19 protein-coding genes are annotated in these 20457 nt (G+C 65.7%); 13 read left to right on the top strand and 6 right to left on the bottom strand.

From position 1 onward, the window contains the following. The first annotated feature begins 175 nt into the window (after nucleotides 1-175). The 4 genes from dnaA (at nucleotide 176) to gyrB (ending at nucleotide 6486) form a co-directional block, all read left to right on the top strand. Nucleotides 176-1555, top strand: coding sequence for a chromosomal replication initiator protein DnaA (dnaA, locus tag KUV62_RS08240; protein WP_222603209.1), 1380 nt, complete (start codon nucleotides 176-178; stop codon nucleotides 1553-1555). A gap of 168 nt (nucleotides 1556-1723) precedes the next feature. Further along, nucleotides 1724-2842 (top strand): DNA polymerase III subunit beta, encoded by a 1119-nt coding sequence (gene dnaN / locus KUV62_RS08235; protein ID WP_222603208.1) that lies wholly within the window; start codon nucleotides 1724-1726, stop codon nucleotides 2840-2842. A gap of 37 nt (nucleotides 2843-2879) precedes the next feature. Further along, nucleotides 2880-3989, top strand: a complete 1110-nt coding sequence (gene recF / locus KUV62_RS08230) for a DNA replication/repair protein RecF (RefSeq protein ID WP_222603207.1) — start codon at nucleotides 2880-2882, stop codon at nucleotides 3987-3989. A 79-nt stretch (nucleotides 3990-4068) separates the two neighbouring features. Beyond that, nucleotides 4069-6486, top strand: coding sequence for a DNA topoisomerase (ATP-hydrolyzing) subunit B (gene gyrB, locus KUV62_RS08225; protein WP_222603206.1), 2418 nt, complete (start codon nucleotides 4069-4071; stop codon nucleotides 6484-6486). Between the two features lie 78 nt (nucleotides 6487-6564). Here gyrB and KUV62_RS08220 read toward each other — a convergent pair whose 3' ends face one another. Then, on the bottom strand, nucleotides 6565-7290 hold the full coding sequence (locus tag KUV62_RS08220; protein ID WP_222603205.1) for a CbiX/SirB N-terminal domain-containing protein: 726 nt from the start codon (nucleotides 7288-7290) through the stop codon (nucleotides 6565-6567). A gap of 212 nt (nucleotides 7291-7502) precedes the next feature. On the opposite strand from KUV62_RS08220, the gene KUV62_RS08215 reads away from it, so the two are divergent. Genes KUV62_RS08215 through KUV62_RS08205 form a run of 3 tightly spaced genes read left to right on the top strand, consistent with a single transcriptional unit; the run spans nucleotide 7503 to nucleotide 9477 of the window. Next, a complete protein-coding gene (locus tag KUV62_RS08215) occupies nucleotides 7503-8411 on the top strand; it encodes a diacylglycerol/lipid kinase family protein (protein ID WP_222603204.1) in 909 nt (302 codons plus the stop codon). After that, on the top strand, nucleotides 8408-9226 hold the full coding sequence (locus KUV62_RS08210) for a metallophosphoesterase family protein (protein ID WP_222603203.1): 819 nt from the start codon (nucleotides 8408-8410) through the stop codon (nucleotides 9224-9226). The genes KUV62_RS08215 and KUV62_RS08210 overlap by 4 nt, the downstream gene beginning before the upstream one ends. A 35-nt stretch (nucleotides 9227-9261) precedes the next feature. Further along, on the top strand, nucleotides 9262-9477 hold the full coding sequence (locus tag KUV62_RS08205) for a hypothetical protein (protein ID WP_222603202.1): 216 nt from the start codon (nucleotides 9262-9264) through the stop codon (nucleotides 9475-9477). Between the two features lie 178 nt (nucleotides 9478-9655). On the opposite strand, the gene KUV62_RS08200 is transcribed toward KUV62_RS08205, so the two are convergent. Further along, nucleotides 9656-10249 carry an exopolysaccharide biosynthesis protein gene (locus KUV62_RS08200; protein WP_222603201.1) on the bottom strand — a complete coding sequence of 198 codons (594 nt, stop codon included), beginning with the start codon at nucleotides 10247-10249 and terminating at the stop codon, nucleotides 9656-9658. 197 nt (nucleotides 10250-10446) lie between these two features. Between KUV62_RS08200 and KUV62_RS08195 the strand changes: the two genes are divergently transcribed. Next, the gene (locus tag KUV62_RS08195; protein ID WP_222603200.1) at nucleotides 10447-11499 is read left to right on the top strand and encodes an AI-2E family transporter; all 1053 of its coding nucleotides are present in this window, start codon (nucleotides 10447-10449) and stop codon (nucleotides 11497-11499) included. A 227-nt stretch (nucleotides 11500-11726) separates the two neighbouring features. Here the strand turns inward: KUV62_RS08195 and KUV62_RS08190 are convergent, their stop codons facing one another. Beyond that, nucleotides 11727-12626: a YihY/virulence factor BrkB family protein gene (locus KUV62_RS08190; protein ID WP_261395459.1), complete on the bottom strand. Its 900-nt coding sequence runs from the start codon at nucleotides 12624-12626 to the stop codon at nucleotides 11727-11729. A gap of 154 nt (nucleotides 12627-12780) precedes the next feature. Here KUV62_RS08190 and KUV62_RS08185 point away from each other — a divergent pair, with 154 nt between their 5' ends. Next, complete coding sequence (locus tag KUV62_RS08185) at nucleotides 12781-13263, top strand: hypothetical protein (RefSeq protein WP_222603199.1); 483 nt, start codon at nucleotides 12781-12783, stop codon at nucleotides 13261-13263. Nucleotides 13264-13275: 12 nt separating this feature from the next. On the opposite strand, the gene KUV62_RS08180 is transcribed toward KUV62_RS08185, so the two are convergent. Next, nucleotides 13276-14814 carry an MORN repeat-containing protein gene (locus KUV62_RS08180; protein WP_222603198.1) on the bottom strand — a complete coding sequence of 513 codons (1539 nt, stop codon included), beginning with the start codon at nucleotides 14812-14814 and terminating at the stop codon, nucleotides 13276-13278. A gap of 148 nt (nucleotides 14815-14962) precedes the next feature. Here KUV62_RS08180 and KUV62_RS08175 point away from each other — a divergent pair, with 148 nt between their 5' ends. From KUV62_RS08175 to KUV62_RS08165, 3 genes are all read left to right on the top strand, one after another. After that, the gene (locus KUV62_RS08175; protein ID WP_222603197.1) at nucleotides 14963-16621 is read left to right on the top strand and encodes an NAD+ synthase; all 1659 of its coding nucleotides are present in this window, start codon (nucleotides 14963-14965) and stop codon (nucleotides 16619-16621) included. Between the two features lie 4 nt (nucleotides 16622-16625). Beyond that, the gene (locus KUV62_RS08170) at nucleotides 16626-17666 is read left to right on the top strand and encodes a glycosyltransferase family 4 protein (RefSeq protein ID WP_222603196.1); all 1041 of its coding nucleotides are present in this window, start codon (nucleotides 16626-16628) and stop codon (nucleotides 17664-17666) included. Nucleotides 17667-17893: 227 nt separating this feature from the next. Further along, on the top strand, nucleotides 17894-18505 hold the full coding sequence (locus tag KUV62_RS08165; protein WP_222603195.1) for a hypothetical protein: 612 nt from the start codon (nucleotides 17894-17896) through the stop codon (nucleotides 18503-18505). Between the two features lie 7 nt (nucleotides 18506-18512). Here KUV62_RS08165 and KUV62_RS08160 read toward each other — a convergent pair whose 3' ends face one another. Next, on the bottom strand, nucleotides 18513-18902 hold the full coding sequence (locus KUV62_RS08160) for a metallopeptidase family protein (protein ID WP_222603194.1): 390 nt from the start codon (nucleotides 18900-18902) through the stop codon (nucleotides 18513-18515). 126 nt (nucleotides 18903-19028) lie between these two features. Here KUV62_RS08160 and KUV62_RS08155 point away from each other — a divergent pair, with 126 nt between their 5' ends. After that, the gene (locus KUV62_RS08155) at nucleotides 19029-19580 is read left to right on the top strand and encodes a 2OG-Fe(II) oxygenase (RefSeq protein WP_222603193.1); all 552 of its coding nucleotides are present in this window, start codon (nucleotides 19029-19031) and stop codon (nucleotides 19578-19580) included. Between the two features lie 5 nt (nucleotides 19581-19585). Here KUV62_RS08155 and KUV62_RS08150 read toward each other — a convergent pair whose 3' ends face one another. Next, nucleotides 19586-20344, bottom strand: coding sequence for an MHYT domain-containing protein (locus tag KUV62_RS08150; RefSeq protein ID WP_222603192.1), 759 nt, complete (start codon nucleotides 20342-20344; stop codon nucleotides 19586-19588). Nucleotides 20345-20457: the final 113 nt, after the last annotated feature.

Genomic DNA, 20457 nt, shown 5'->3' with positions numbered 1-20457 from the left:
AGGGCCCGGTCAGGTGTTGTCCGTTCGGAATGCCAGTCATTTCCGCTCATGCCGTCTTGGCGTGAGGCAAAAGACCTGTTCCCGCATCACATGTGTCCGCAGGGGATGACACACTCGGTCAGCCCCGAGATGATGAGATGGATGAATGGCAGTCGAGCTTTCGGAGCGGGGACAAATGACAAAAGACCAGTGGGGCGCATTGCAGAACCAACTGAGTAGCACGATCGGGGAAAACAACTACAAGACCTGGATCGAACCCATGGAGTTCCACGGCGTGGAACCGGGCGGTGTGGCGGTGTTCAACGTGCCCACAAACTTCATCGGCACCTACGTGTCGCAGAATTTCGGGGACATTCTTCTCGCCAAGCTGTCGGGGATGGACACCGACGTGCGCCGGCTGAAGTTCCAGGTCGCCAATGCCGACAACCGCCCCGCGGCGGCGCAGCAGCAGCCGCGCCCGGCGCCGCAGGCGCAGCCGGCCCCGGCAACGGCCGCGCAGACCAACAGCGATCTGCTGCCCGGTGCCCCGCTCGACGGCCGCTTCACCTTCGACAGCTTCGTCGTCGGCAAGCCGAACGAACTGGCCCATGCCGCGGCCAAACGCGTCGCAGAGGGCGGCCAGGTGACCTTCAACCCGCTGTTCCTCTACGGTGGCGTGGGCCTTGGTAAGACCCACCTGATGCACGCCATCGCCTGGGACCTGCGCAACAACCGGCCCGACCTGAACGTGCTCTACCTCTCCGCCGAGCAGTTCATGTACCGTTTCGTGCAGGCCCTGCGCGAGCGCCGGATGATGGATTTCAAGGAGCTGTTCCGCTCGGTCGACGTGCTGATGGTGGACGATGTCCAGTTCATCGCCGGCAAGGATTCGACCCAGGAAGAGTTCTTCCACACGTTCAACGCGCTGGTGGACCAGAACAAGCAGATCATCATCTCGGCCGACCGCGCCCCGGACGAGATCAAGGACCTCGAGAACCGCATCCGCTCGCGGCTCCAGTCCGGCCTCGTGGTCGATCTGCATCCCACCGATTACGAGCTGCGTCTCGGCATCCTGCAATCCAAGGTCCAGAACTATCGCGAGCAGTATCCCGCGCTGCAACTCGATGACGGCATCCTGGAATTCCTCGCCCACCGCATCTCGACCAACGTCCGCGTGCTCGAGGGCGCCTTGACCCGGCTCTTCGCCTTCGCCTCGCTGGTCGGCCAGCCGATCACCATGGAGCTGACGCAGGATTGCCTCGCCGACGTGCTGCGCGCCTCGGATCGCAAGATCTCGATCGAGGAGATCCAGCGCAAGGTGGCCGAGCATTACCACATCCGTCTCTCCGACCTCATCGGCCCGAAGCGGGTGCGCAACTTTGCCCGCCCGCGACAGGTGGCGATGTATCTGTGCAAGCAGCTCACCGCCCGCTCGCTTCCCGAGATCGGCCGCCGCTTCGGCGGGCGCGACCACACCACCGTCATGCACGGGGTCAAGCGGATCGAGGAACTGCGCACGCAGGACAGCCAGATCGCCGACGATATCGAGCTTCTGCGCCGCGCGCTCGAGGCCTGAGACACGGGCCTGAGCTTCAGGCACAACACAACCGAACGGGGCCGCCTTCGGGCGGCCTCGCGGCCTTGACGCCACTGAAAAACAATCGGATCAATCGCAGAAACAAGGCTTGGAGCGGCTCGCGCATGGCGCTAGGCTGCGCCTCCGGCACGGCGGAGAGGGTGAGGGATGAAAGTCAGTATCGAACGGGCAACGCTGCTCAAAGCGGTCAGCCAGGCGCAATCGGTGGTCGAGCGCCGCAACACCATTCCGATCCTTGCCAACGTGCTGATCGAGGCCGAGGGTGACACCGTCACTTTCCGCGCCACCGATCTCGACATCGAGGTGCTCGATCGCGCGCCGGCGCAGGTCGAGCGGGCAGGGGCCACCACGGTCTCGGCCGTGACCCTGCACGAGATCGTCCGCAAGCTGCCCGACGGTGCGCTTGTCCAGCTTGCCGATGACAGCGCCGCCGGGCGCCTGACCGTCACCGCGGGCCGGTCAAACTTCAACCTCGCGACCCTGCCCAAGGAAGACTTCCCGGTCATGGCCTCGTCGGAATACGCGACGAACTTCACCGCCAAGGCCGAGACCCTGCGCAAGCTCTTCGACAAGTCGAAATTCGCGATCTCGACGGAAGAGACCCGCTACTACCTCAACGGCGTCTACATGCACGTCTCCGAAAGCGAGGAGGGCCGGGTGCTGCGCTGCGTCGCCACCGACGGTCACCGCCTCGCCCGGATCGACGCTCCGCTGCCCGACGGCGCCGAGCTTATGCCCGGCGTGATCGTGCCCCGCAAGACCGTGGGCGAGCTGCGCAAGCTTCTCGACGATGACGAGATGGACATCGCCGTTTCGGTCTCGGAGACCAAGGTACGCTTTGCCACGCCCGACATCACCCTGACCTCCAAGGTCATCGACGGCACCTTCCCGGATTACTCGCGCGTCATCCCCACCGGCAACACCCGCCGGCTCGAGGTCGACGCGACCGAGTTCGCCAAGGCGGTCGACCGCGTGGCGACGGTGTCGTCCGAGCGCTCGCGCGCGGTCAAGCTGCAGCTCGACGAGGATCGCCTCGTGCTGTCGGTGAATGCGCCCGACAGCGGCGCCGCCGAGGAAGAGCTCGCGGTGGCCTATGGTGACGAGCCGCTCGAGATCGGCTTCAACGCCAAGTACCTGCTCGAGATCGCCAGCCAGGTGGATCGCGAGAACGCGGTGTTCATGTTCAACTCGTCCGGCGACCCGACCCTGATGCGCGAAGGCAGCGACACCAGCGCCGTCTATGTCGTGATGCCGATGCGCGTGTGACCCTGACCGGGCCCGACCTGACACAGGAGGGCGGAAGATGACCGCTCTCCACCTCTCCAGCCTGACGCTCTCGCATTTCCGCTCGCACAAGCGCGCGGCGGTGGAGGTCGACGCGCGGCCCGTGGCCATTTACGGCCCCAACGGTGCCGGCAAGACCAACCTGATCGAGGCGGTCTCACTGCTCTCGCCCGGGCGCGGCATGCGGCGCGCCTCGGCGCAGGAGATGACCCGACGGCCCGAGGCGCTGGGCTGGAAGATCGGCGCCGTGCTGCACGGGCCCGAAGGGATCAACGAGATCTCGGTGCGCTCCGAGAGCGGCGGCTCCCGACAGGTCGAGATCGACGGCAAGCCCGCGCCGCAGACGGCGCTCGGGGGCATTGCGCGGGTGCTCTGGCTGATCCCCTCGATGGACCGGCTGTGGATCGAGGCGCCCGAGGGCCGGCGGCGCTTCCTCGACCGCATGACGCTGAGCTTCTTTCCCGATCACGCCGACGCCTCGCTGACCTACGAGAAGGCCATGCGCGAGCGCAATCGGCTGCTCAAGGAGCAGATCCGCGACGCGCATTGGTACGCCGCGCTCGAGACCCAGATGGCGCAGAGCGGCGCGCTGATCCAGCAGAACCGGCAGGCGGCTCTGGCGCGGTTGGCCAAGGCGCAGGACGGGGCGGAGACCAGCTTTCCCGCCGCCGATCTGGCGCTGGTCTCGACCGAGGCCAACATCCCCGAGACCGAGGAGGATCTGCGCGCCGTCTTCGCCGAGGGCCGCTTCCGCGATATGGCCGCCGGGCGCACGCTGGTCGGGCCGCACCGCTCGGACCTCTACGGGGTCTTTGCCGCGAAGGGCGTGCCGGCCTCGGACTGCTCCACGGGCGAGCAGAAGGCGCTGCTGATCTCGCTGATCCTCGCCAACGCGCGGGCGCTGGCCGCCGAGATCGGCGCGCCGCCGCTGCTGCTCCTCGACGAGGTCGCTGCGCATCTCGACGCGCGCCGCCGCGCGGCGCTCTACGACGAGATCTGCGCCCTCGGAGCGCAGGCCTGGATGACCGGCACCGGCCCCGAGCTTTTCGAGGAACTGGGCGATCGCGCGCAGCGGCTTCAGGTCACCGAAGAGGCCGGGCAATCCATCGTTGAAAACCTGCCGATCTGACACCAAATCTTGTGTCATCTGCGTGACAAGGCAGCGCTTCTCACCTATAAAATTCCCAAACTAGACAGAGGATGGCTACATGGCCGAACCGGCAGGCGCTCCGCAGGAATACGGCGCGGATTCCATCAAGGTTCTCAAGGGTTTGGAGGCGGTGCGCAAGCGCCCCGGCATGTATATCGGTGATACCGATGACGGCTCGGGCCTGCACCACATGGTCTACGAGGTGGTGGACAACGGCATCGACGAGGCTCTGGCCGGTCATGCTGACTTCGTGCGCGTGAAGATCCATGCCGACAACTCGGTCTCGGTGCGTGACAACGGGCGCGGGATTCCGGTCGACATGCACGCCGAAGAGGGCGTCTCGGCGGCCGAGGTCATCATGACCCAGCTGCACGCCGGCGGGAAGTTCGACCAGAACTCCTACAAGGTCTCCGGCGGTCTGCACGGCGTGGGCGTTTCGGTGGTGAACGCGCTGTCGGTGTGGCTCGAGCTGCGCATCTGGCGCAACGGCAAGGAGCACTACGCCAAGTTCTCCCACGGCGAGACGGTCGAGCATCTGCGCGTCGTCGGCGATGCCGAGGGCGAGCAGGGCACCGAGGTGCGCTTCCTGGCCTCGACCGACACCTTCTCGAACCTCGAATACGATTTCGCGACGCTGGAAAAGCGCCTGCGCGAGCTCGCCTTCCTGAACTCCGGCGTGCGCATCATCCTCGAGGACGAGCGCCCGGCCGAGCCGCTGCACACCGAGTTGCACTACGAGGGCGGTGTGAAGGAGTTCGTCAAGTATCTCGACCGCTCCAAGCAGCCGATGATGCCCGAGCCGATCTACATGACCGGCGAGAAGGACGGCATCGGCGTCGAGGTCGCGATGTGGTGGAACGACAGCTACAACGAGATGGTGCTGCCCTTCACCAACAACATCCCGCAGCGTGATGGCGGCACCCACATGGCGGGCTTCCGCGGCGCGCTGACCCGCACCCTTACCCGCTACGCCACCGACAGCGGCATCGCCAAGAAGGAGAAGGTCAGCTTCACCGGCGATGACGCCCGCGAAGGCCTGACCTGCGTGCTTTCGGTGAAGGTGCCCGACCCGAAATTCTCGAGCCAGACCAAGGACAAGCTGGTCTCCTCCGAGGTCCGCCCCGCGGTCGAGAACCTGGTCAACGAGAAGCTGACCGAGTGGTTCGAGGAGCACCCGAACGAGGCCAAGATGGTCGTCGGCAAGATCGTCGAGGCGGCGCTCGCGCGCGAGGCCGCGCGCAAGGCCCGCGAGCTCACCCGCCGCAAGAACCCGATGGACGTCAACTTCCTCGCCGGCAAGCTCAAGGACTGCTCCGAGAAGGATCCGTCCAAGACCGAGCTGTTCATCGTCGAGGGTGACTCCGCAGGCGGCTCGGCCCAGACCGGCCGCGACCGGGGCACGCAGGCGATCCTGCCGCTGAAGGGCAAGATCCTCAACGTCGAGCGCGCGCGCTTCGACCGGATGCTCGGCAGCCAGGAGATCGGCAACTTGGTGATGGCGCTCGGCACCGGTATTGGCCGGGACGAGTTCAACATCGACAAGCTGCGCTATCACAAGATCATCCTGATGACCGACGCCGACGTTGACGGCGCCCACATCCGGACCCTTCTGCTGACCTTCTTCTACCGGCAGATGCCGGAGCTGATCGAGGGCGGCTATCTCTACATCGCCCAGCCGCCGCTCTACAAGGTCGCGCGCGGACGGTCGGAGGTCTACGTCAAGGACCAGGCAGCGCTCGATGACTACCTGATCCAGCAGGGCGTCGATGGCGCGCACCTGACGCTCGGCAATGGCGAGGTCATTACCGGGCAGGATCTCGTCCGGGTGATCGACGAGGCGCGCCAGCTCAAGCGCGTGCTGGATGCGTTTCCGACGCACTACCCGCGCCACATCCTCGAGCAGGCCGCCGTGGCCGGGGCCTTCGTGCCCGGCGCGGTCGAGAGCGACCTGCAGGGCGTCGCCGACAAGGTGGCCCAGCGGCTCGACCTGATCGCGCTGGAATACGAGAAGGGCTGGCAGGGCCGCATCACCCAGGATCGCGGCATCCGACTGGCGCGCATCCTGCGTGGCGTAGAAGAGGTCCGGACGCTGGACGGCCCGATGCTCCGCTCGGGCGAGGCGCGCAAGACCGGCAGCTTCACGCAGGCGCTTCAGACCGTTTACGCCACCCCGGCCATGCTCGACCGCAAGGATCGTCGCCAGGCGATCTACGGCCCGCTCGGGCTGCTCGAGGCGATCCTCGAAGAGGGTGAGAAGGGCCTGTCGCTGCAGCGCTACAAGGGTCTCGGCGAGATGAACCCGGGCCAGCTCTGGGAAACCACGCTCGATCCCGACGCCCGCACCCTGCTGCAGGTCCGCATCGACGACATGACCGAGGCCGACGACATCTTCACCAAGCTGATGGGCGACGTGGTCGAACCGCGCCGCGAGTTCATCCAGCAGAACGCGCTCAGCGTCGAGAATCTCGACTTCTGAGCCGGTACAGAGCCGAAAACGCCAAGGGCCGCCCGATCGAGGGCGGCCCTTTTCATGTCATTCGCCAGGTCTTGCCTCTCAGGAGGCCTCGGTCTCCAGCGCGGCGCCCTGGCGCTCGATGCTGGCGGCGATCAGGGCGGGGGTGTCGGCCCAGGCGATGAAGGGCGGCAGCATCGGCCCGTCGAAGCCGGCAGCGGCCAGCGCGGCGGGAACATCGTCTTCCATGTGACCCGATTGCTGCGCGAAATAGGGCAGGCAGATCGCCTGGCCCAGCCCCTGCGCCACGTCCTTGAGGAAGGGCGGTTGCTCGATGAAGCCGGTGCGGGTGGCGGTGAAGCCAAGCCCCGCGTGCAGCGCCTTGGCAAAGCTGTAGGCACTGTCGGCGCTGGTGCGCGACACGGCGCTTCCATGCGCCGCGACGACGAGCGCGGTCTCCGAGGCGTCCCAGCCATTCTGCGCCAGCTGCGCCTTCAATTCGCTCCGGGCGCAGGCCACAAGGCCCGGCTCGACCCCGAACGGCTCAAGCATCCGTAGGCCCAGCTCGCGGGCCTTCTTGGCCAGGACCTGGCCGGTGAACCAGCCCCGCGCCATGAAGAACGGGTAGATCAGCGGCCTCCCGAGTTCGCTGATCTCGGCTTCGAGCCGGCCTTTCGCGGCCAGTGTTGCGCTGCCGATGCGCCATCCTTCGGTGTGAGCCTCGACGCGGGCGGCCAGGGCCCGGAGCGCGGCCTCCTGCGACTCGGGGTCTGACGGGCTGCCGTGCGCCACGATGACAGCGCTACGGGAAGCGGGGCTGTGAGCCATGTGCCTTGTCTATCCTTGTCCTGTAAGCCGCACGGACCCTCCTCCGATCCGTACGTGAGGACGTGATACTAGGTGATTCGAGCGGGTCCGTCGCCCAAAACGCTCTGAAATCTTCGAGATCTCTTCTTCGCTGCCAAATGCGAGGGCACTGGAACCGAGCCCGCGGCAACACGTTGACCTAGGGTTCACGAATTTAGGTCACGGATCCTGCCATGCGCAAAGTCTGCGTCATCCTCAACGAACGCTCTGGCGATCATTCCGAAGGGGATCGACGGGCGCGTCTCTCCGCCCTGTTCGATCAGGCGGGAATATCGGCTGATATCGCTGTTCCGAAAGGCAAGCTCGACCTCGTGGCGTTCGCGCGTCGCGCCCTCGAGAAAAGCGGCGCGGAGATGCTGATCGCCGCCGGTGGCGACGGCACGATCGGCGCGGTCGCGGCAGCCAGCCATGATGCCGGGGTGCCGATGGGGGTGATCCCGCAGGGCACCTTCAACTACTTCGCGCGCGGTCTGAACATCCCCGAGGACATGGACGGCGCGGTCGAGGTCGTCGCGACCGGCCAGCTGCATGACATGCCGCTCGGCGAGGTGAACGGCGAGGTATTTCTCAACAATGCCAGCCTCGGGGTCTATCCGCTGATCCTGCATCGCCGCGAGAGCATCTACAATCGCTGGGGGCGCTCTCGGCTGGCCGCCTACTGGTCGGTGCTGCTGGCGCTGACGGGCTTTCGCCGCCCGCTGAAGCTGCGGATCACGCTCGACGGGCGCGAGGAGAAGCTGCGCACGCCGCTCGCCTTCGTGGCCAACAGCGCCTACCAGCTCGAGCGGTTCAATCTCGATGGCGCGGACGCGATCCGCGACGGACGTTTCGCCCTGTTCACCGCGAAGGGCGAGCGCAGCATCGATCTCGTCCGGACGGCGCTGAAGCTGGCGGGGGGCGCGGCGCAGAAGGGCTCGGATTTCGACCTCGCCACCGCGCGCGACATCACCATCCACACCGGCCGCAAGCGTACCCTCGTGGCCCGCGACGGCGAAAAGGCCCTGATGGAGACCCCGATCCGTATTCGGCTGCGGGATAAGCCGTTGCGGGTGATGGTGCCGAAGGACGGGGCCGGCGAATGACCCGCATCGTCCATATCTCCGACCTGCATTTCGGCCGCACCGATATCGAGCTGCTCGACCCGCTCGTCACGGCGGTGAACGGCGCCGAGCCGGATCTCGTCGCGGTAACGGGCGATTTCACCCAGCGCGCCCGCAACAGCCAGTACCGCGATGCCCGCGCCTTCCTCGAGCGCTTCGAGGCGCCGTGGCTCGCCGTACCGGGCAATCACGACATCTCGCTCGACAATCTCTGGCAGCGGCTGGCGCGCCCGTTCAGGCGGTATAGAGACTATATCTGCAACGATCTCTTCCCGGTGCATCGCGGCGAAGGCTTCGTCGCCGTGGGCCTGAACACGGTGGATCAGTACCGCTGGCAGCGCGGCCGGATCCGTTGGCGGCAGATGCGCAATGCCTGCAAGATCTTCTCCGAGAGCGACGAGGCAATCCGCGTGGTGCTCGCGCATCATCCCTTCGAGCAGGACGAAGACGTCAAGAAGAGCCTGATGCCGAAAGCCGAGAAGGCCATCGAGCAGCTTGCGGAATGCGGCGCGCACCTGGTGCTCTCGGGCCACCTGCACCGCTGGCGGGCCGAGCCCTTCCTGTCGCGCAAGCACGGGGCGCAGGTGCTCCAGATCCATGTCGGCACCGGGCTGTCGACCCGTCTGCGCGGGCAGGAAAACGATTTCGCGGTGCTCGATCTCGCCGATCGTGAAGCGCGGGTGACGCGGATGATCGCGCGCGGCGAGGCCTTCGTTCCGGCGGGCACGCGGCATTTCCATTTCGGCGATGGCGGCTGGCGTGACGCGGCGATACCCGGAACCGCGCCGGCACTCTAGGCGTTGGTTTCGCAGGTATATTCGGGAGGCATCAGATGAGCGGTTCAGACGCAGAGTCGACGCAGGCGAAGCTGCCGAAAGGCGATGTCAGGGCGGGACCCGGCGATGCCGGCGCCAGCGATCGTCCGCTGCACCGCCCCGAAACTCCGAGTGACCGAAAGCAAGGGCGCAGTGCGACGAAGCTCCTGATGTGGCTGGTGGCGGTCGGCTTCCTCGTTGTCTTCGTCCTGAATATTGCGGCTCTGGTCTGAGCCGCTCGAACAACCTCCAACGCACTTAAGAAAAGCCTGAAGCGCACGGCGCGGGCGACTTGCGTGCTCCCCCGAAAGGGGCACGGCCAACACGCTCCTCGGCTGTTCGCCGACCGTCGGTTTCCAAGATGTTCTTACCCTGAACATCGTGGTGCCGATCTTTTCTGAAGAACAGGCTCTAAATCACCCCGAGAACGTTCAGGGGAACCAGAACGGCGCAGGCAATGACGGTGCTGCCCAGCAGGGCGAAGAGCCCGTCACGTGCCAGCATCGCGGTCGCCAGAAGCGTCACGGCGCCGCCGAGCAGTGAGGATGAGAACGGGACGATCTCGAGAAACGGCATGGCGAGCCCGCAGAGGAGGCAGAGCAGCTGCAGCCATTTGCGGGCCGGCGCGGAGGTGAAGATGCGCAGCCGGTTCTTGGAATGCCGGTCGATCCACGAGCTGCCGCCGCGCAGCTTCCGCACCGCCTTCCGCGCCTTCGGGCCGTCGATCTTCATCTTCATCAGCATGTCGGGAAGCCAGAGATGGCGTCGCGAGATCAGCATCTGAGCCGAGATGAACGCAATGGTCAGTCCACAGACCGACGAGAACAGCGGGATCCCCGAGAGCGGCGAGACAACAAGCAGCGACGGCACCATAAGCGCCGGAAGAAACGAGCTTTCACCGAACTCCTCGAAGAGATCGCGAAGCCGGATCTCGTCGCGTTCGACGACGGCATCTAGGCGGTCCACGATGTCGCCCACCGGCTGATGTCGGGTCTGCGCGGTCATTGGTTTGTCTTCCTTCTGGCTCTAACCCGAACGTCGCGGTGCGGCACCGGGTTCCACCGGAGCGTGCGGCAATCTTAGCACATGGCCACGGTTCGGCGGGCATCGGCGCGGGCGCGGGCGATTGCCCGCTGATGCGGGGCCGCAACGATTTTGTCCAGAGTGTGGAACCAAGCCCAGAGAGGCGAGGTTCTACTCGCATGAAAAGGCCAGCCATCGTCTCTGACACCGTGCTGCGCGTCTCGACGGTGATCATGGCGTCTGGCGTGCTGCTCTTCGGGCTCAAGGTAGCCCAGGACATCTTTGCGCCGCTGACGCTGGCCATCGTGACCGGGGTGATATTCGCCCCGCTTGCGGACCGGCTCGAACGGCTGGGCCTGCCGCGCGGCGCCGTGGCGATGGGGTTGATCGTCGGCATCTTCTTCGCCATCGGGGCGCTTGCCTATCTCGTCGAGCCCTACATCACGACGGTGATCGATCGCCTGCCTTCGATCAAATACGAGATCCGCAAGCTGTTCATCGAATATCAGGGTCTCATTCAGGGCTTTGACCAGATGAACAAGGAGGTCGAGGCCGCCCTTGGCAGCGGCAGCGGCGAGAAGGAAGCCACCGACATGCCGGGGCTGACCGACGCCGTATTCCTGGCACCGGTGATCCTGGCGCAGATGCTGATCTTCCTCGGTGGGCTGTTCTTCTTCCTGCTGACCCGCAACGAGATCTATCGCTACGTCTCGGCCAAGATCGGCACCGGGATGGACACGCCGAAACTTCTCGAGCGGTTCTGCGACGCGGAATCGATGGTCTCGCGCTATTTCGCCGCCATCTCGATCGTCAATGCCGGGCTCGGCATTGCTGTCGGCACCGCGCTGATGCTGCTCGGTCTGCCCGGCGCGGTGGTCTGGGGTATCGCCGCGATGCTGCTGAACTTCGTGCTCTACCTCGGGCCGGCGGCTCTGGCGGCGGGCCTGCTGCTGGCTGGCGTGGTCAATTACGACGGGCTGATGACCTTCGCCCCGATGGCGATCTACCTGGCCTGCAACATGACCGAGGCGCAATTCGTCACCCCCGCGCTGATCGGCCGGCACGTGCAGATCAACCCGTTCCTTATCTTCGTGTCGCTGGTGTTCTGGCTCTGGTTCTGGGGCCCGCTGGGCGGCATCGTCGCGATCCCGGTGACCCTGATCCTGCTGCGCCTCTTCGACATCCTCGGCGATACCTCGATCTCGTCCAAGCCGATCTTCGGGCAGGCCTGACCGTTCCATCCGATTGACACGCGTCGCGCCGCCGGGTCTCCGCCCGGCGGTTTTGCGGTGCCGGCCGGACAAGAAAAACCCCGCTCTCCGGGGGGAGAGCGGGGTGGGGACAGGTGCGGGCCGCTTGGGATAGGTCCGGGACAGGGACGCGGCCCGCGAAGGGACAGGACGAAACAGGGCGTCCTTGCAAACAGAACGTCGACCGGCCACCGGGGTTCCGGAAAATTCTAAGAAATTTCAGCGCTCTTTCTGCGCCGCTTGTCGAGCTCGGAATTGAGCTGCGCGCCGAGCAGCGTGACCAGCGCGCTGACATAGAACCAGAGCAGCAGCGCCACCACGGCGCCGAGCGATCCGTAGACCTCGTTCAGCCGGTCGACATTGCGCATGTAGATCGTCAGCAGCACCGAGCCCGCCGCCCATGAGAGCAGCGCCAGTAGGGCGCCGGGGGTAAACCAGCGCATCCGCCGGCTACGGCGGTTGGGGCCGTAGCGGTAGAGCAGCGCGATGGCGAAGAACACAACCGCCAGCAGGATCAGCCACTTCACCGCGCTCACCGCGATCTCCACATGCATCGGCAGGCCGATGAAGGCGATGGCGGCAGGCAGGATGACGACCGCGGCGAAGGCCACCAGCGCGACGAAGACCAGCAGGACGGTGAGCAGGAAGGCCACGGCGATGCGACGGATGGCGTTTTCGCGATGCGGTGCCTCGCTGACCGCATTGAGCCCGCGGATCAGCGCCGCGATCGAGGCGCGCGAGGACCAGAGCGCCACGACGATGGAGATGATCGAGGCCCATTGCAGGGTCGAGCGGTTGGCCGAGATCAGCTGGGTGATCTGGGTCTCGAGCAGAACGTAGGCCTGCTCGGGCATCATCTCGCGCATCAGCTCCATCTGTTCCGAGATCGCCACGGGATCGGCCCAGTAGCCCCAGATCGCAATCACTGCGGAGATCGCCGGAAACAGCGAGAGGAAGGCGTAGAACGCCACCCCGGCCGAGATCAGCCCGAGATTGCGCTCGTCCATGCGCAGCCACGTGCCCCAGAGGGCGCCGACCCAGTCATGCATGCTGAGTTTTTCGCGGCTCGGCCGCGTCTCGGACGCGGGGGCTGTGGTGGTGTCGGTCATGGGATCAGCTTGTGCGCGAAGCGCGGCGCGCGTCAATGCGGGCCGCGTGCTGGCGCGGATTTACCGATAATTAGAGACAAAATCGCCTCTCAACCGGGTGTTAGGGCGAATCCCGTTCCTTGCCGCCATGCTCTCTCGACAAGGATCTTCCTGCATGTCCCGGACCGCTTTCTCGCGGTGCTTCTGCGCCGTCCTGCCGTTGCTTGCCTTGCTCGCCGGGGCGGTCATCGCGCCGACCGAGGCGGGCGCACAGGTCTCGCATCGTCTCGCGTCGGTTCATGTGGTCGGCAATGATCGCGGTGGCCGGCTGCAGCCCCGGCTGGCAGAGATCCGGCAGCTGCGGAGCCAGGGGGTCCGGGTCGAGATCCGCGGCAATTTCTGCCTCTCCTCCTGCACGCTCTATCTCGGCGCCGGCGATGTCTGCGTGGCTTCGAATACCCGGTTCGGGTTTCACGGGCCCTATTACCGGTTCAAGCCGATCAGCCCGGATCGCTTCGACTACTGGTCGCGCCGCATGGCCGAGCACTATCCAGCACCACTGCGCGACTGGTTCCTCTCCGAGGCGCGCTTCGTCAGCAATGGCTATGTCAGCCTGAGCGGGGCAGAGCTCATCCGCATGGGGGTGCCGCGCTGCTAGAGCGGCCGCGGCTCAGCCATCATTGGCGCTCGGGGTATCGGCCTGATCCGTATCCGGACTCCCGGCCTCGGGAGTCGCGGTCGCGGGGGCCTCGGCTTCGGGAGTCCCGGCCTCCGGGGTCTCTTCCTCGGCTTCCGGGTCCTGAACCGGGGTCGCGGTGGTCAGGACGCCGTTGATCCAGTTGCCCGACGCTTCGTCGCCGCTGGCATAGCGCAGCACGCCCTGGCCCTGACGCTTGCCGTCCTGGAAGTTGCCTTCGTAGACATCGCCATTGGCATAGGTGGCGACGCCCTCGCCCTCGAAGGTGCCGTTCATCCACTGGCCGACATAGCGGAACCCGTCGGGCATGACGATCTCGCCCTGGCCGTGGCGCTGATCCTCGCGGAAATCGCCGGTATAGATGGCGCCGTCCGCATAGGTGGCCTTGCCCTCGCCGTGGCGCTGGTTGTCCTGCCAGTCGCCTTCGTAGGTGTAGCCGTCGGGATAGGTGATCTTGCCCTGGCCGTTGTAGCGGGCGTTGCTGAACGCGCCTTCGTAGATCACGCCATTGGGATAGGTTGCGCGTCCGTTGCCCTCGATCACGCCATCGACCCAGTCGCCGTCATAGGTCGAGCCGTCGGGATAGGTGGTCTTGCCGCGCCCGTTTGCGAGGTCGCCGCGGATCTCGCCTTCATAGACCGAGCCGTCGGGATAGACCACGCGGCCCTCGCCCTCGATCTGGCCGGCCACCCAGTTGCCCTCGAGCCGGTAGCCGTCGGCGCCGGTGAAGCTGCCATAGCCCTGGCGCTGGTCGTTGTTGAATTCGCCCTCGTAGACATCGCCGTTGGCATAGGTCTCCTGGCCCTGGCCCTCGCGGCGGCCATCGACCAACTCGCCCTCGTAGACATCGCCATTGGGCAGGCTGAGCTTGCCGCGGCCATCCTGCTGGCCGTCGCGCCACATGCCCTCGTAGACCAGCCCGTCGGCCATCTTGAGCGTGCCCTGGCCCGAGCGCTTGCCGTTGGCGACGCGGCCTTCATAGACCGAGCCGTCGGGATAGGTGATGGTGGCGTTGCCCTCCTCGACGCCGTTCACCCAGTCGCCCTCGTAGCGGTAGCCGTCCGGCGTCGTCATAACGCCGCGCCCGTGATGCAGCGCGTTGCGGAAGGCGCCCTCGTAACGCGCGCCGCCGGCATATTGGATCACGCCCCGGCCGGTGATCTTGCCGTCGAGCCAGGAGCCCTCGTAGACGCTGCCATCGCCCAGCACGATGCGCCCGACGCCCTCGGGCTTGCCCTTGGCAAACTGGCCCTCGTAGACCGCGCCGCTGGGATAGCGGGCGGTGCCGTCGCCGGTGATCTCGCCTTCGACCCAGTCGCCGGAATACTCGAAGCCGTTGGGCAGGCGGTAGGTGCCGGTGCCGTGGCGCAGCCCGTCCTGGAAGGTGCCTTCATAGACCCCGCCATCGTCGAACTGCTTGGTGATGATCTCGTCGCTGTCCTGCGCCAGCGCGGTTCCGGCGAACGCCAGAATGGCGGCGGCGGCAGCGAGTTTTCTGCCTGCGCGTGTCATGTCTTGTCCCCTGCCGGATGGCCCCTCGGATCTGCCCGAACCGTATCCAAGCCCCTGCTAGGTGACAATCTCTTTTGCCCGGCCCGCTTTCCCTCCGGCGTGGTTCTGCTATGTCGGCACGAGGATGTGACTGAAAGGAACAGGGCACATGGCCGATCGCTTCCGTCTGACCATCGCGCAGCTGAACCCGACGCTGGGCGACCTTGCCGGCAATGCCGCGCAGGCCAAGGACGCCTGGGAGAAGGGCAAGGCCGCCGGGGCCGACATGGTGGCGCTGCCCGAGATGTTCATCGCGGGCTACAACGCGCAGGACCTGCCGATGAAGCACGCCTTCACGCTCGACTGCATGGCGGCGGTCAAGGCGCTGGCGGAAGAGTGTGCCGATGGCCCGAGCCTCGGCATCGGCTGCCCTTGGATCGAGGGCACCGAGCTCTACAACGCCTATATCATCTGCCGCGGCGGCAAGATGGTGACGCAGGTCTTCAAGCATCACCTGCCCAACTACAACGTGTTCGACGAGTTGCGGATCTTCGACAGCGGCCCGATCGGCGGCCCCTACGCGGTGGGCAACACGAGGGTCGGCTCGCCGATCTGCGAGGACGCGTGGTACGAGGACGTGGCCGAGACGCTGGCCGAGACCGGGGCCGAGTTCCTGCTGGTCCCCAACGGCTCGCCCTATTTCCGCAACAAGTACGAGACCCGGCTCAACAAGATGATCGCCCGCGTGGTCGAGACCGGGCTGCCGCTGATCTACCTCAACATGGTGGGCGGGCAGGACGACCAGATCTTCGACGGCGGCTCCTTCGTGCTGAACCCGCACGGTGCGGTGGCGCTGCAGCTTCCGGTCTTCGAGACGGCCATCGCCCATGTCGATCTCGAGCGGACGGCGGATGGCTGGCGCGCGCTCGAGGGCGATTTCACCACCCATCCCGACGCCATGGAGCAGGATTACCACGCCATGGTGCTGGCGCTGCGCGACTATTGCCGCAAGACCGGCTTCGGCAAGGTGCTGCTGGGAATGTCGGGCGGGGTCGACTCGGCGCTGGTGGCGACCATCGCGGTGGATGCGCTGGGCCCGGAAAACGTGCGCTGCGTCATGCTGCCCTCGGAATACACCTCCGAGCATTCGCTAGAGGACGCAAAGGCCTGCGCCGAGGCGCTGGGCTGTCACTATGATTTCGTGCCGATCACCCCGGGCCGCGACGCCATCACCGAGACGCTGGCGCCGCTCTTCGAGGGCCGGACCGCCGATCTCACCGAGGAGAACATCCAGTCGCGCCTGCGCGGGCTGCTGCTGATGGCGATGTCGAACAAGTTCGGCGAGATGCTGCTGACCACCGGCAACAAGTCGGAGGTCGCGGTGGGCTATGCCACGATCTATGGCGACATGGCGGGCGGCTACAACCCGATCAAGGATCTCTACAAGACCCGTGTCTTCGATATCTGCCGCTGGCGCAACGCCAACCCGCGGCCGTGGATGATGGGGCCCGAGGCGGCACCGATCCCCGAGCGGATCATCTCCAAGCCGCCCTCGGCCGAGCTGCGCCCCGACCAGAAGGACAGCGACTCTCTGCCCGACTACCCGGTGCTCGACGGGATCCTGCAGATCCTCGTCGATGACGACGGCTCGATCGCCGATTGCGTCGCGGCGGGATATGACCGGGCCGATGCCAAGAAGGTCGAGCACCTGCTCTACATCTCGGAATACAAACGCTTCCAATCGGCCCCCGGCGCGCGCCTGTCGAAGCGGGCCTTCTGGCTCGACCGGCGCTATCCCATCGTCAACCGCTGGCGCGACCCGAGCTGATCCCATGAAAGCCACCATCCTCTTCGTCGTTCCGCGCTTCCACACCAACCTCGCTTTCGCGGTTCGGGCGCTGACCGATGCGGGCGCGAAGGTGGCGGTCTGGGGGTCGAGCTCGGGCGGGGCCGAGGATCACAGCTATATCGAGCCGCAGGTGTTCCGCGATGCTGGCGACATCGCGGCGCTGGAGGCGGCGTGGTCCGAGCTGAAGCCCGACATCGCCTTCCTGCGCAACAGCGCCAAGCTGCGCTTCTCGGCAGCCAAGGTCGGGCGGCGCCACGGCACCGCGCTCTGGTCCTATGACTTGCACCCCTATCACCGGCACGAGCCGTTTTCGCGCCGCTTCTACCTCTGGCGCAAGGGCCTGCCGATCCGTCGGGTGACCGCGACGAAGGGGCTGGGCGAGACCCGCCCCGACCGCTGGGCGCGCTACCTGCCCTGGCCCGTGGTGGGCGACCCGCCGCCGCCGATGCCCGAGCGCAAGGGTGAGGGGCCGGTCACCGTGCTTTGCGTCGCCAAGCTCGGGCAAAAGCGCAAGATGCAGCACCTGGTGATTGACGGCATGCGCGCCGCCGGGCGCGCCGGCGCGGCTCGGCTGATCCTGATCGGCTCGGAGCGCGTTCTCGACACGCCCGAGGACCGCGCGCACGGTGAATTGCTGCGTGCCGAGGCTGAGGCCGAGGGCTGGATCGAGATGCGCGGCCTTATCCCCTTCGCCGAGATGCCGGGGCTCTACGCCTCTTCCGACATCTGCATCCTGCCGAGCTTCGACGAGCCGCTGGGCTTCGCGCCGGCGGAATCGATGGCCTATGGCTGCGTGCCGGTCATCTCTACGGAGGCTGGCTCGGCGGGCTATATCCGCGAGGGCGAGAACGGCCTGCTCTGCGATCCCAATGATCCGGCGACGGTCGAGGCAGCGCTGGTGCGGCTGATCGAGGATGCCGACCTGCGCCGGCGGCTGGGGCAGGGCGCCCGCGAAACCGCGCTCGGAGAGCTCGGGCCGCAGCGCTTCGTGCAGCGGATGCAGGCGCTGATCAACGAAGGCTGACCGGGTAGGGTTACACCAAGGTTAAATTATGCCGGGGTTAAAGTTTCACGAAGGTTGAAGCTCGTTCCGCAATTTTCCTCTTCGTACAAGCTCCTTCAGTAGTCCTGCTGAATTTCTGGCTTTTACCTGTCTTCGCAGACCTTGGCTTCGATTATGCCAGTCGAACTTCTGGCCAAGGCTATGATTATACGAGATAATCGTACGTAGAATAGGCTGGGAGTTTAGGATTGAATACCTCTGACGAGGCCATCGCGCTTCTGCGTGACGCATGGCCGATGATTGTTGAGGAATGCCGAGCATGTCTCGGTGGAGAGCTGCACTACCAAGCTATGATCTATCATTGTTTGAGAAGTTCCGGTGGGCCGCGTGGGCAGATCGGTATGAACGTCAAGCAGTGGATCACAAACGTTGCAAGCGAAGTGTTTCGAAAGGCTGACCTCAGAAAGCACGTGGATTATCGTGGTGGTTTCGAGCCGATCCCAGATATCGTTCTGTTCAAACCGACTGTTGGGGCAGATTGGCGACGGCGTAACCCCGAGCACACGATGCGGGAGATGCTCGTCGCAATCGAGGTCAAGGCTTCCGAGCGTCACCTTAATCGACTGGGTCGCGCTGAAATATGTCGCGATATCGAAAAGCTTGCGGCTCACAAGGAAGAGATCATTGCGAGGGGCTCTGATATGACCCCGGTCATGCTCGTGGTAGACACGGCCCCAGATGAAGAAGAACGGATGACCGAGTGGGCGCTACAAGAGTCCCGCGAACGTGCGTCTGAAATGGGGGTGTTGTGGCTGTATTTGGGGCGCGACCGCGTGGAGAAGCCCTCGAGCTGGGGGTGAGTTTCGGCTACTCCCACCACCGATCAATCGTGGCGATGTCGTCATCCGACCAGCCGAAATGATGCGCGAACTCGTGCACCGTGACGTGGATCACCAGGTCCTCGAGCTCGATGTCCCCGCGGTCGCGCCATTCCGCAAGGATCGGCTCGCGGAACAGCCAGACCCGGTCGGGCCAGGGGGAGGGATCGCTCACCGAGCGCTCGGTCAGCGGGATGCCCTCGTATAGCCCCGTCAGCTCGAGCGGGTCGTCGATCTCCATCTCGGCCAGCACCCCCTCGGGCGGCCAGTCGACGACCTCCACCAGCACCTCCGCTGCACTCCGGCGGAAGGGGTCGGGAAAGCTCTCGATGGCGCGCTGGGCCATGGCTTCGAAGGCGGCGAGATCGGTTCTGCTCATGCGCTTCGATATGGCGCGCGTGGCGCGAGAGGAAAAGGTCGCATTTCGCCGCCGGTGTCGCGAATGGCGCAGAAAGCCGGGTGAAGCGCGCTAGAGCAAGCGCTCGTTCAGCCAGAGGCCCCGCCCATGCTCGCCGTTCATCGCATCCCCGCCGCCTTCTCCGAGATCGATTGCGACCGCATCATCGATCTCGCGCGCAGCGCCGAGAGCGCCGACGCGCGGCTCGTGGGCCGCAACCAGGATCACAACCTGCGCCGCGCGGACCTGGTCTGGCTTGACGATGTCGCGGGCGCCGAGTGGGTGATGGAGAAGATCATCGAGCTGGTGCGGCAGGCCAACCGCGCGGTCTACGGCTTCGATCTCGATGCCTTCGACGAGAGCGCGCAGGTGGCGCGCTACGGCGCCGAGCGGCAGGGCCATTTCAGCTGGCATTCCGATGTCGGGGACGGGCGCCTCGCCGCGCGCCGCAAGCTCACCATGGTGGTGCAGCTCTCTGAGCCGGAGGCCTATCGCGGTGGTGCGCTCGAGGTCATGCCCTCGGCGCATGTGATCGAGGCGGAGCGGTCGCGCGGCAGTGCCACGCTGTTCCCGTCCTACCTGCTGCACCGGGTGACCCCGGTCGAGGCCGGCGAGCGCCACTCGATGACCATCTGGGCGCACGGTCCGGCCTTCCGCTAGGGCGCTCAGAAGCGACCCAGATCGCCCTCGGTCCAGTAGCCTGCACGGCGCATCGCCAGCGATCGACGATAGCTCAGGGTGCCGATGACCGAGATCGCGAAGACGGCAAGCGAGATGCTGGCCACCATGGTCGACAGCGAGGCGCCGCCGACGCCGTTGGCGATGCCTTCGAGCAGGTCGATCGAAACGCTGCCCATGGCGATGAAGTGCAGCGCGCAGACGCCCGACACCATGCCGAGCCCTTTGCGCAGCTGCGCGCGCATGTCGTCGCCCTCCTGCAGCATTGCGAGCACGAAGCCGGCGATGCCGGCCGCGATGCCGATGAGCAGGGTCAGCGGGTTGTAGATCGCAAGGCAGTTCTCCAGCGCCGACATGCCGGTCAGGTGCATGGCCGCGACGCCGAGCCCGGCGGTCACCCCGAGGCCGACGCGGCGATGCTCGCTCTCGACAAAGAGGCTGGCGGCGATCGGCAGCCCGACCAGGGTGATGCCGACGAGGATCGAGATCGTGGTGAGCGACAGGTCATAGGTCAGCGCCGCGTCCGGGCGATAGCCGATCATGGCGACGAAATGGGTGGTCCAGACACCGACACCGGCAACGAGCGCGACCCAGACCGCCACCACGTAGCGCTGGCTGAGGGTGGCGTAGTCGCTGTTGCGCATCAGCAGAACGAGCATGCCCGCGGTGATCACGCAGACACCGGCGGCGGCAGCGATGAAGTTGGTTTGGGTCTCGAGGATCCCCTGAAGAAGTATGGCAAGCACGGCGAACGGCTCCGATGATCGAATCTCAGAATTTGTTGAGTCTGACACCAACCTATTGATGAGGCGCAAAAGTGGCCTCGGAATGATGCTTTAATGTCAGTGTGTTAGTTAAT

This window comes from Salipiger bermudensis (genome assembly GCF_019801965.1).
Lineage (GTDB): Bacteria > Pseudomonadota > Alphaproteobacteria > Rhodobacterales > Rhodobacteraceae > Salipiger > Salipiger bermudensis_A.
The sequence above is the reverse complement of the archived record's forward strand: the minus strand, read 5'-3'. Positions and strand labels throughout refer to the sequence as shown.

What these genes read in the sequence shown, in the direction of transcription:
- dnaA (WP_222603209.1), top strand. Translation starts at nt 176, where the DNA reads ATGACAAAAGACCAGTGGGGCGCATTGCAGAACCAACTGAGTAGCACG.
- dnaN (WP_222603208.1), top strand. Translation starts at nt 1,724, where the DNA reads ATGAAAGTCAGTATCGAACGGGCAACGCTGCTCAAAGCGGTCAGCCAG.
- recF (WP_222603207.1), top strand. Translation starts at nt 2,880, where the DNA reads ATGACCGCTCTCCACCTCTCCAGCCTGACGCTCTCGCATTTCCGCTCG.
- gyrB (WP_222603206.1), top strand. Translation starts at nt 4,069, where the DNA reads ATGGCCGAACCGGCAGGCGCTCCGCAGGAATACGGCGCGGATTCCATC.
- KUV62_RS08220 (WP_222603205.1), bottom strand. Translation starts at nt 7,290, where the DNA reads ATGGCTCACAGCCCCGCTTCCCGTAGCGCTGTCATCGTGGCGCACGGC.
- KUV62_RS08215 (WP_222603204.1), top strand. Translation starts at nt 7,503, where the DNA reads ATGCGCAAAGTCTGCGTCATCCTCAACGAACGCTCTGGCGATCATTCC.
- KUV62_RS08210 (WP_222603203.1), top strand. Translation starts at nt 8,408, where the DNA reads ATGACCCGCATCGTCCATATCTCCGACCTGCATTTCGGCCGCACCGAT.
- KUV62_RS08205 (WP_222603202.1), top strand. Translation starts at nt 9,262, where the DNA reads ATGAGCGGTTCAGACGCAGAGTCGACGCAGGCGAAGCTGCCGAAAGGC.
- KUV62_RS08200 (WP_222603201.1), bottom strand. Translation starts at nt 10,249, where the DNA reads ATGACCGCGCAGACCCGACATCAGCCGGTGGGCGACATCGTGGACCGC.
- KUV62_RS08195 (WP_222603200.1), top strand. Translation starts at nt 10,447, where the DNA reads ATGAAAAGGCCAGCCATCGTCTCTGACACCGTGCTGCGCGTCTCGACG.
- KUV62_RS08190 (WP_261395459.1), bottom strand. Translation starts at nt 12,626, where the DNA reads ATGACCGACACCACCACAGCCCCCGCGTCCGAGACGCGGCCGAGCCGC.
- KUV62_RS08185 (WP_222603199.1), top strand. Translation starts at nt 12,781, where the DNA reads ATGTCCCGGACCGCTTTCTCGCGGTGCTTCTGCGCCGTCCTGCCGTTG.
- KUV62_RS08180 (WP_222603198.1), bottom strand. Translation starts at nt 14,814, where the DNA reads ATGACACGCGCAGGCAGAAAACTCGCTGCCGCCGCCGCCATTCTGGCG.
- KUV62_RS08175 (WP_222603197.1), top strand. Translation starts at nt 14,963, where the DNA reads ATGGCCGATCGCTTCCGTCTGACCATCGCGCAGCTGAACCCGACGCTG.
- KUV62_RS08170 (WP_222603196.1), top strand. Translation starts at nt 16,626, where the DNA reads ATGAAAGCCACCATCCTCTTCGTCGTTCCGCGCTTCCACACCAACCTC.
- KUV62_RS08160 (WP_222603194.1), bottom strand. Translation starts at nt 18,902, where the DNA reads ATGAGCAGAACCGATCTCGCCGCCTTCGAAGCCATGGCCCAGCGCGCC.
- KUV62_RS08155 (WP_222603193.1), top strand. Translation starts at nt 19,029, where the DNA reads ATGCTCGCCGTTCATCGCATCCCCGCCGCCTTCTCCGAGATCGATTGC.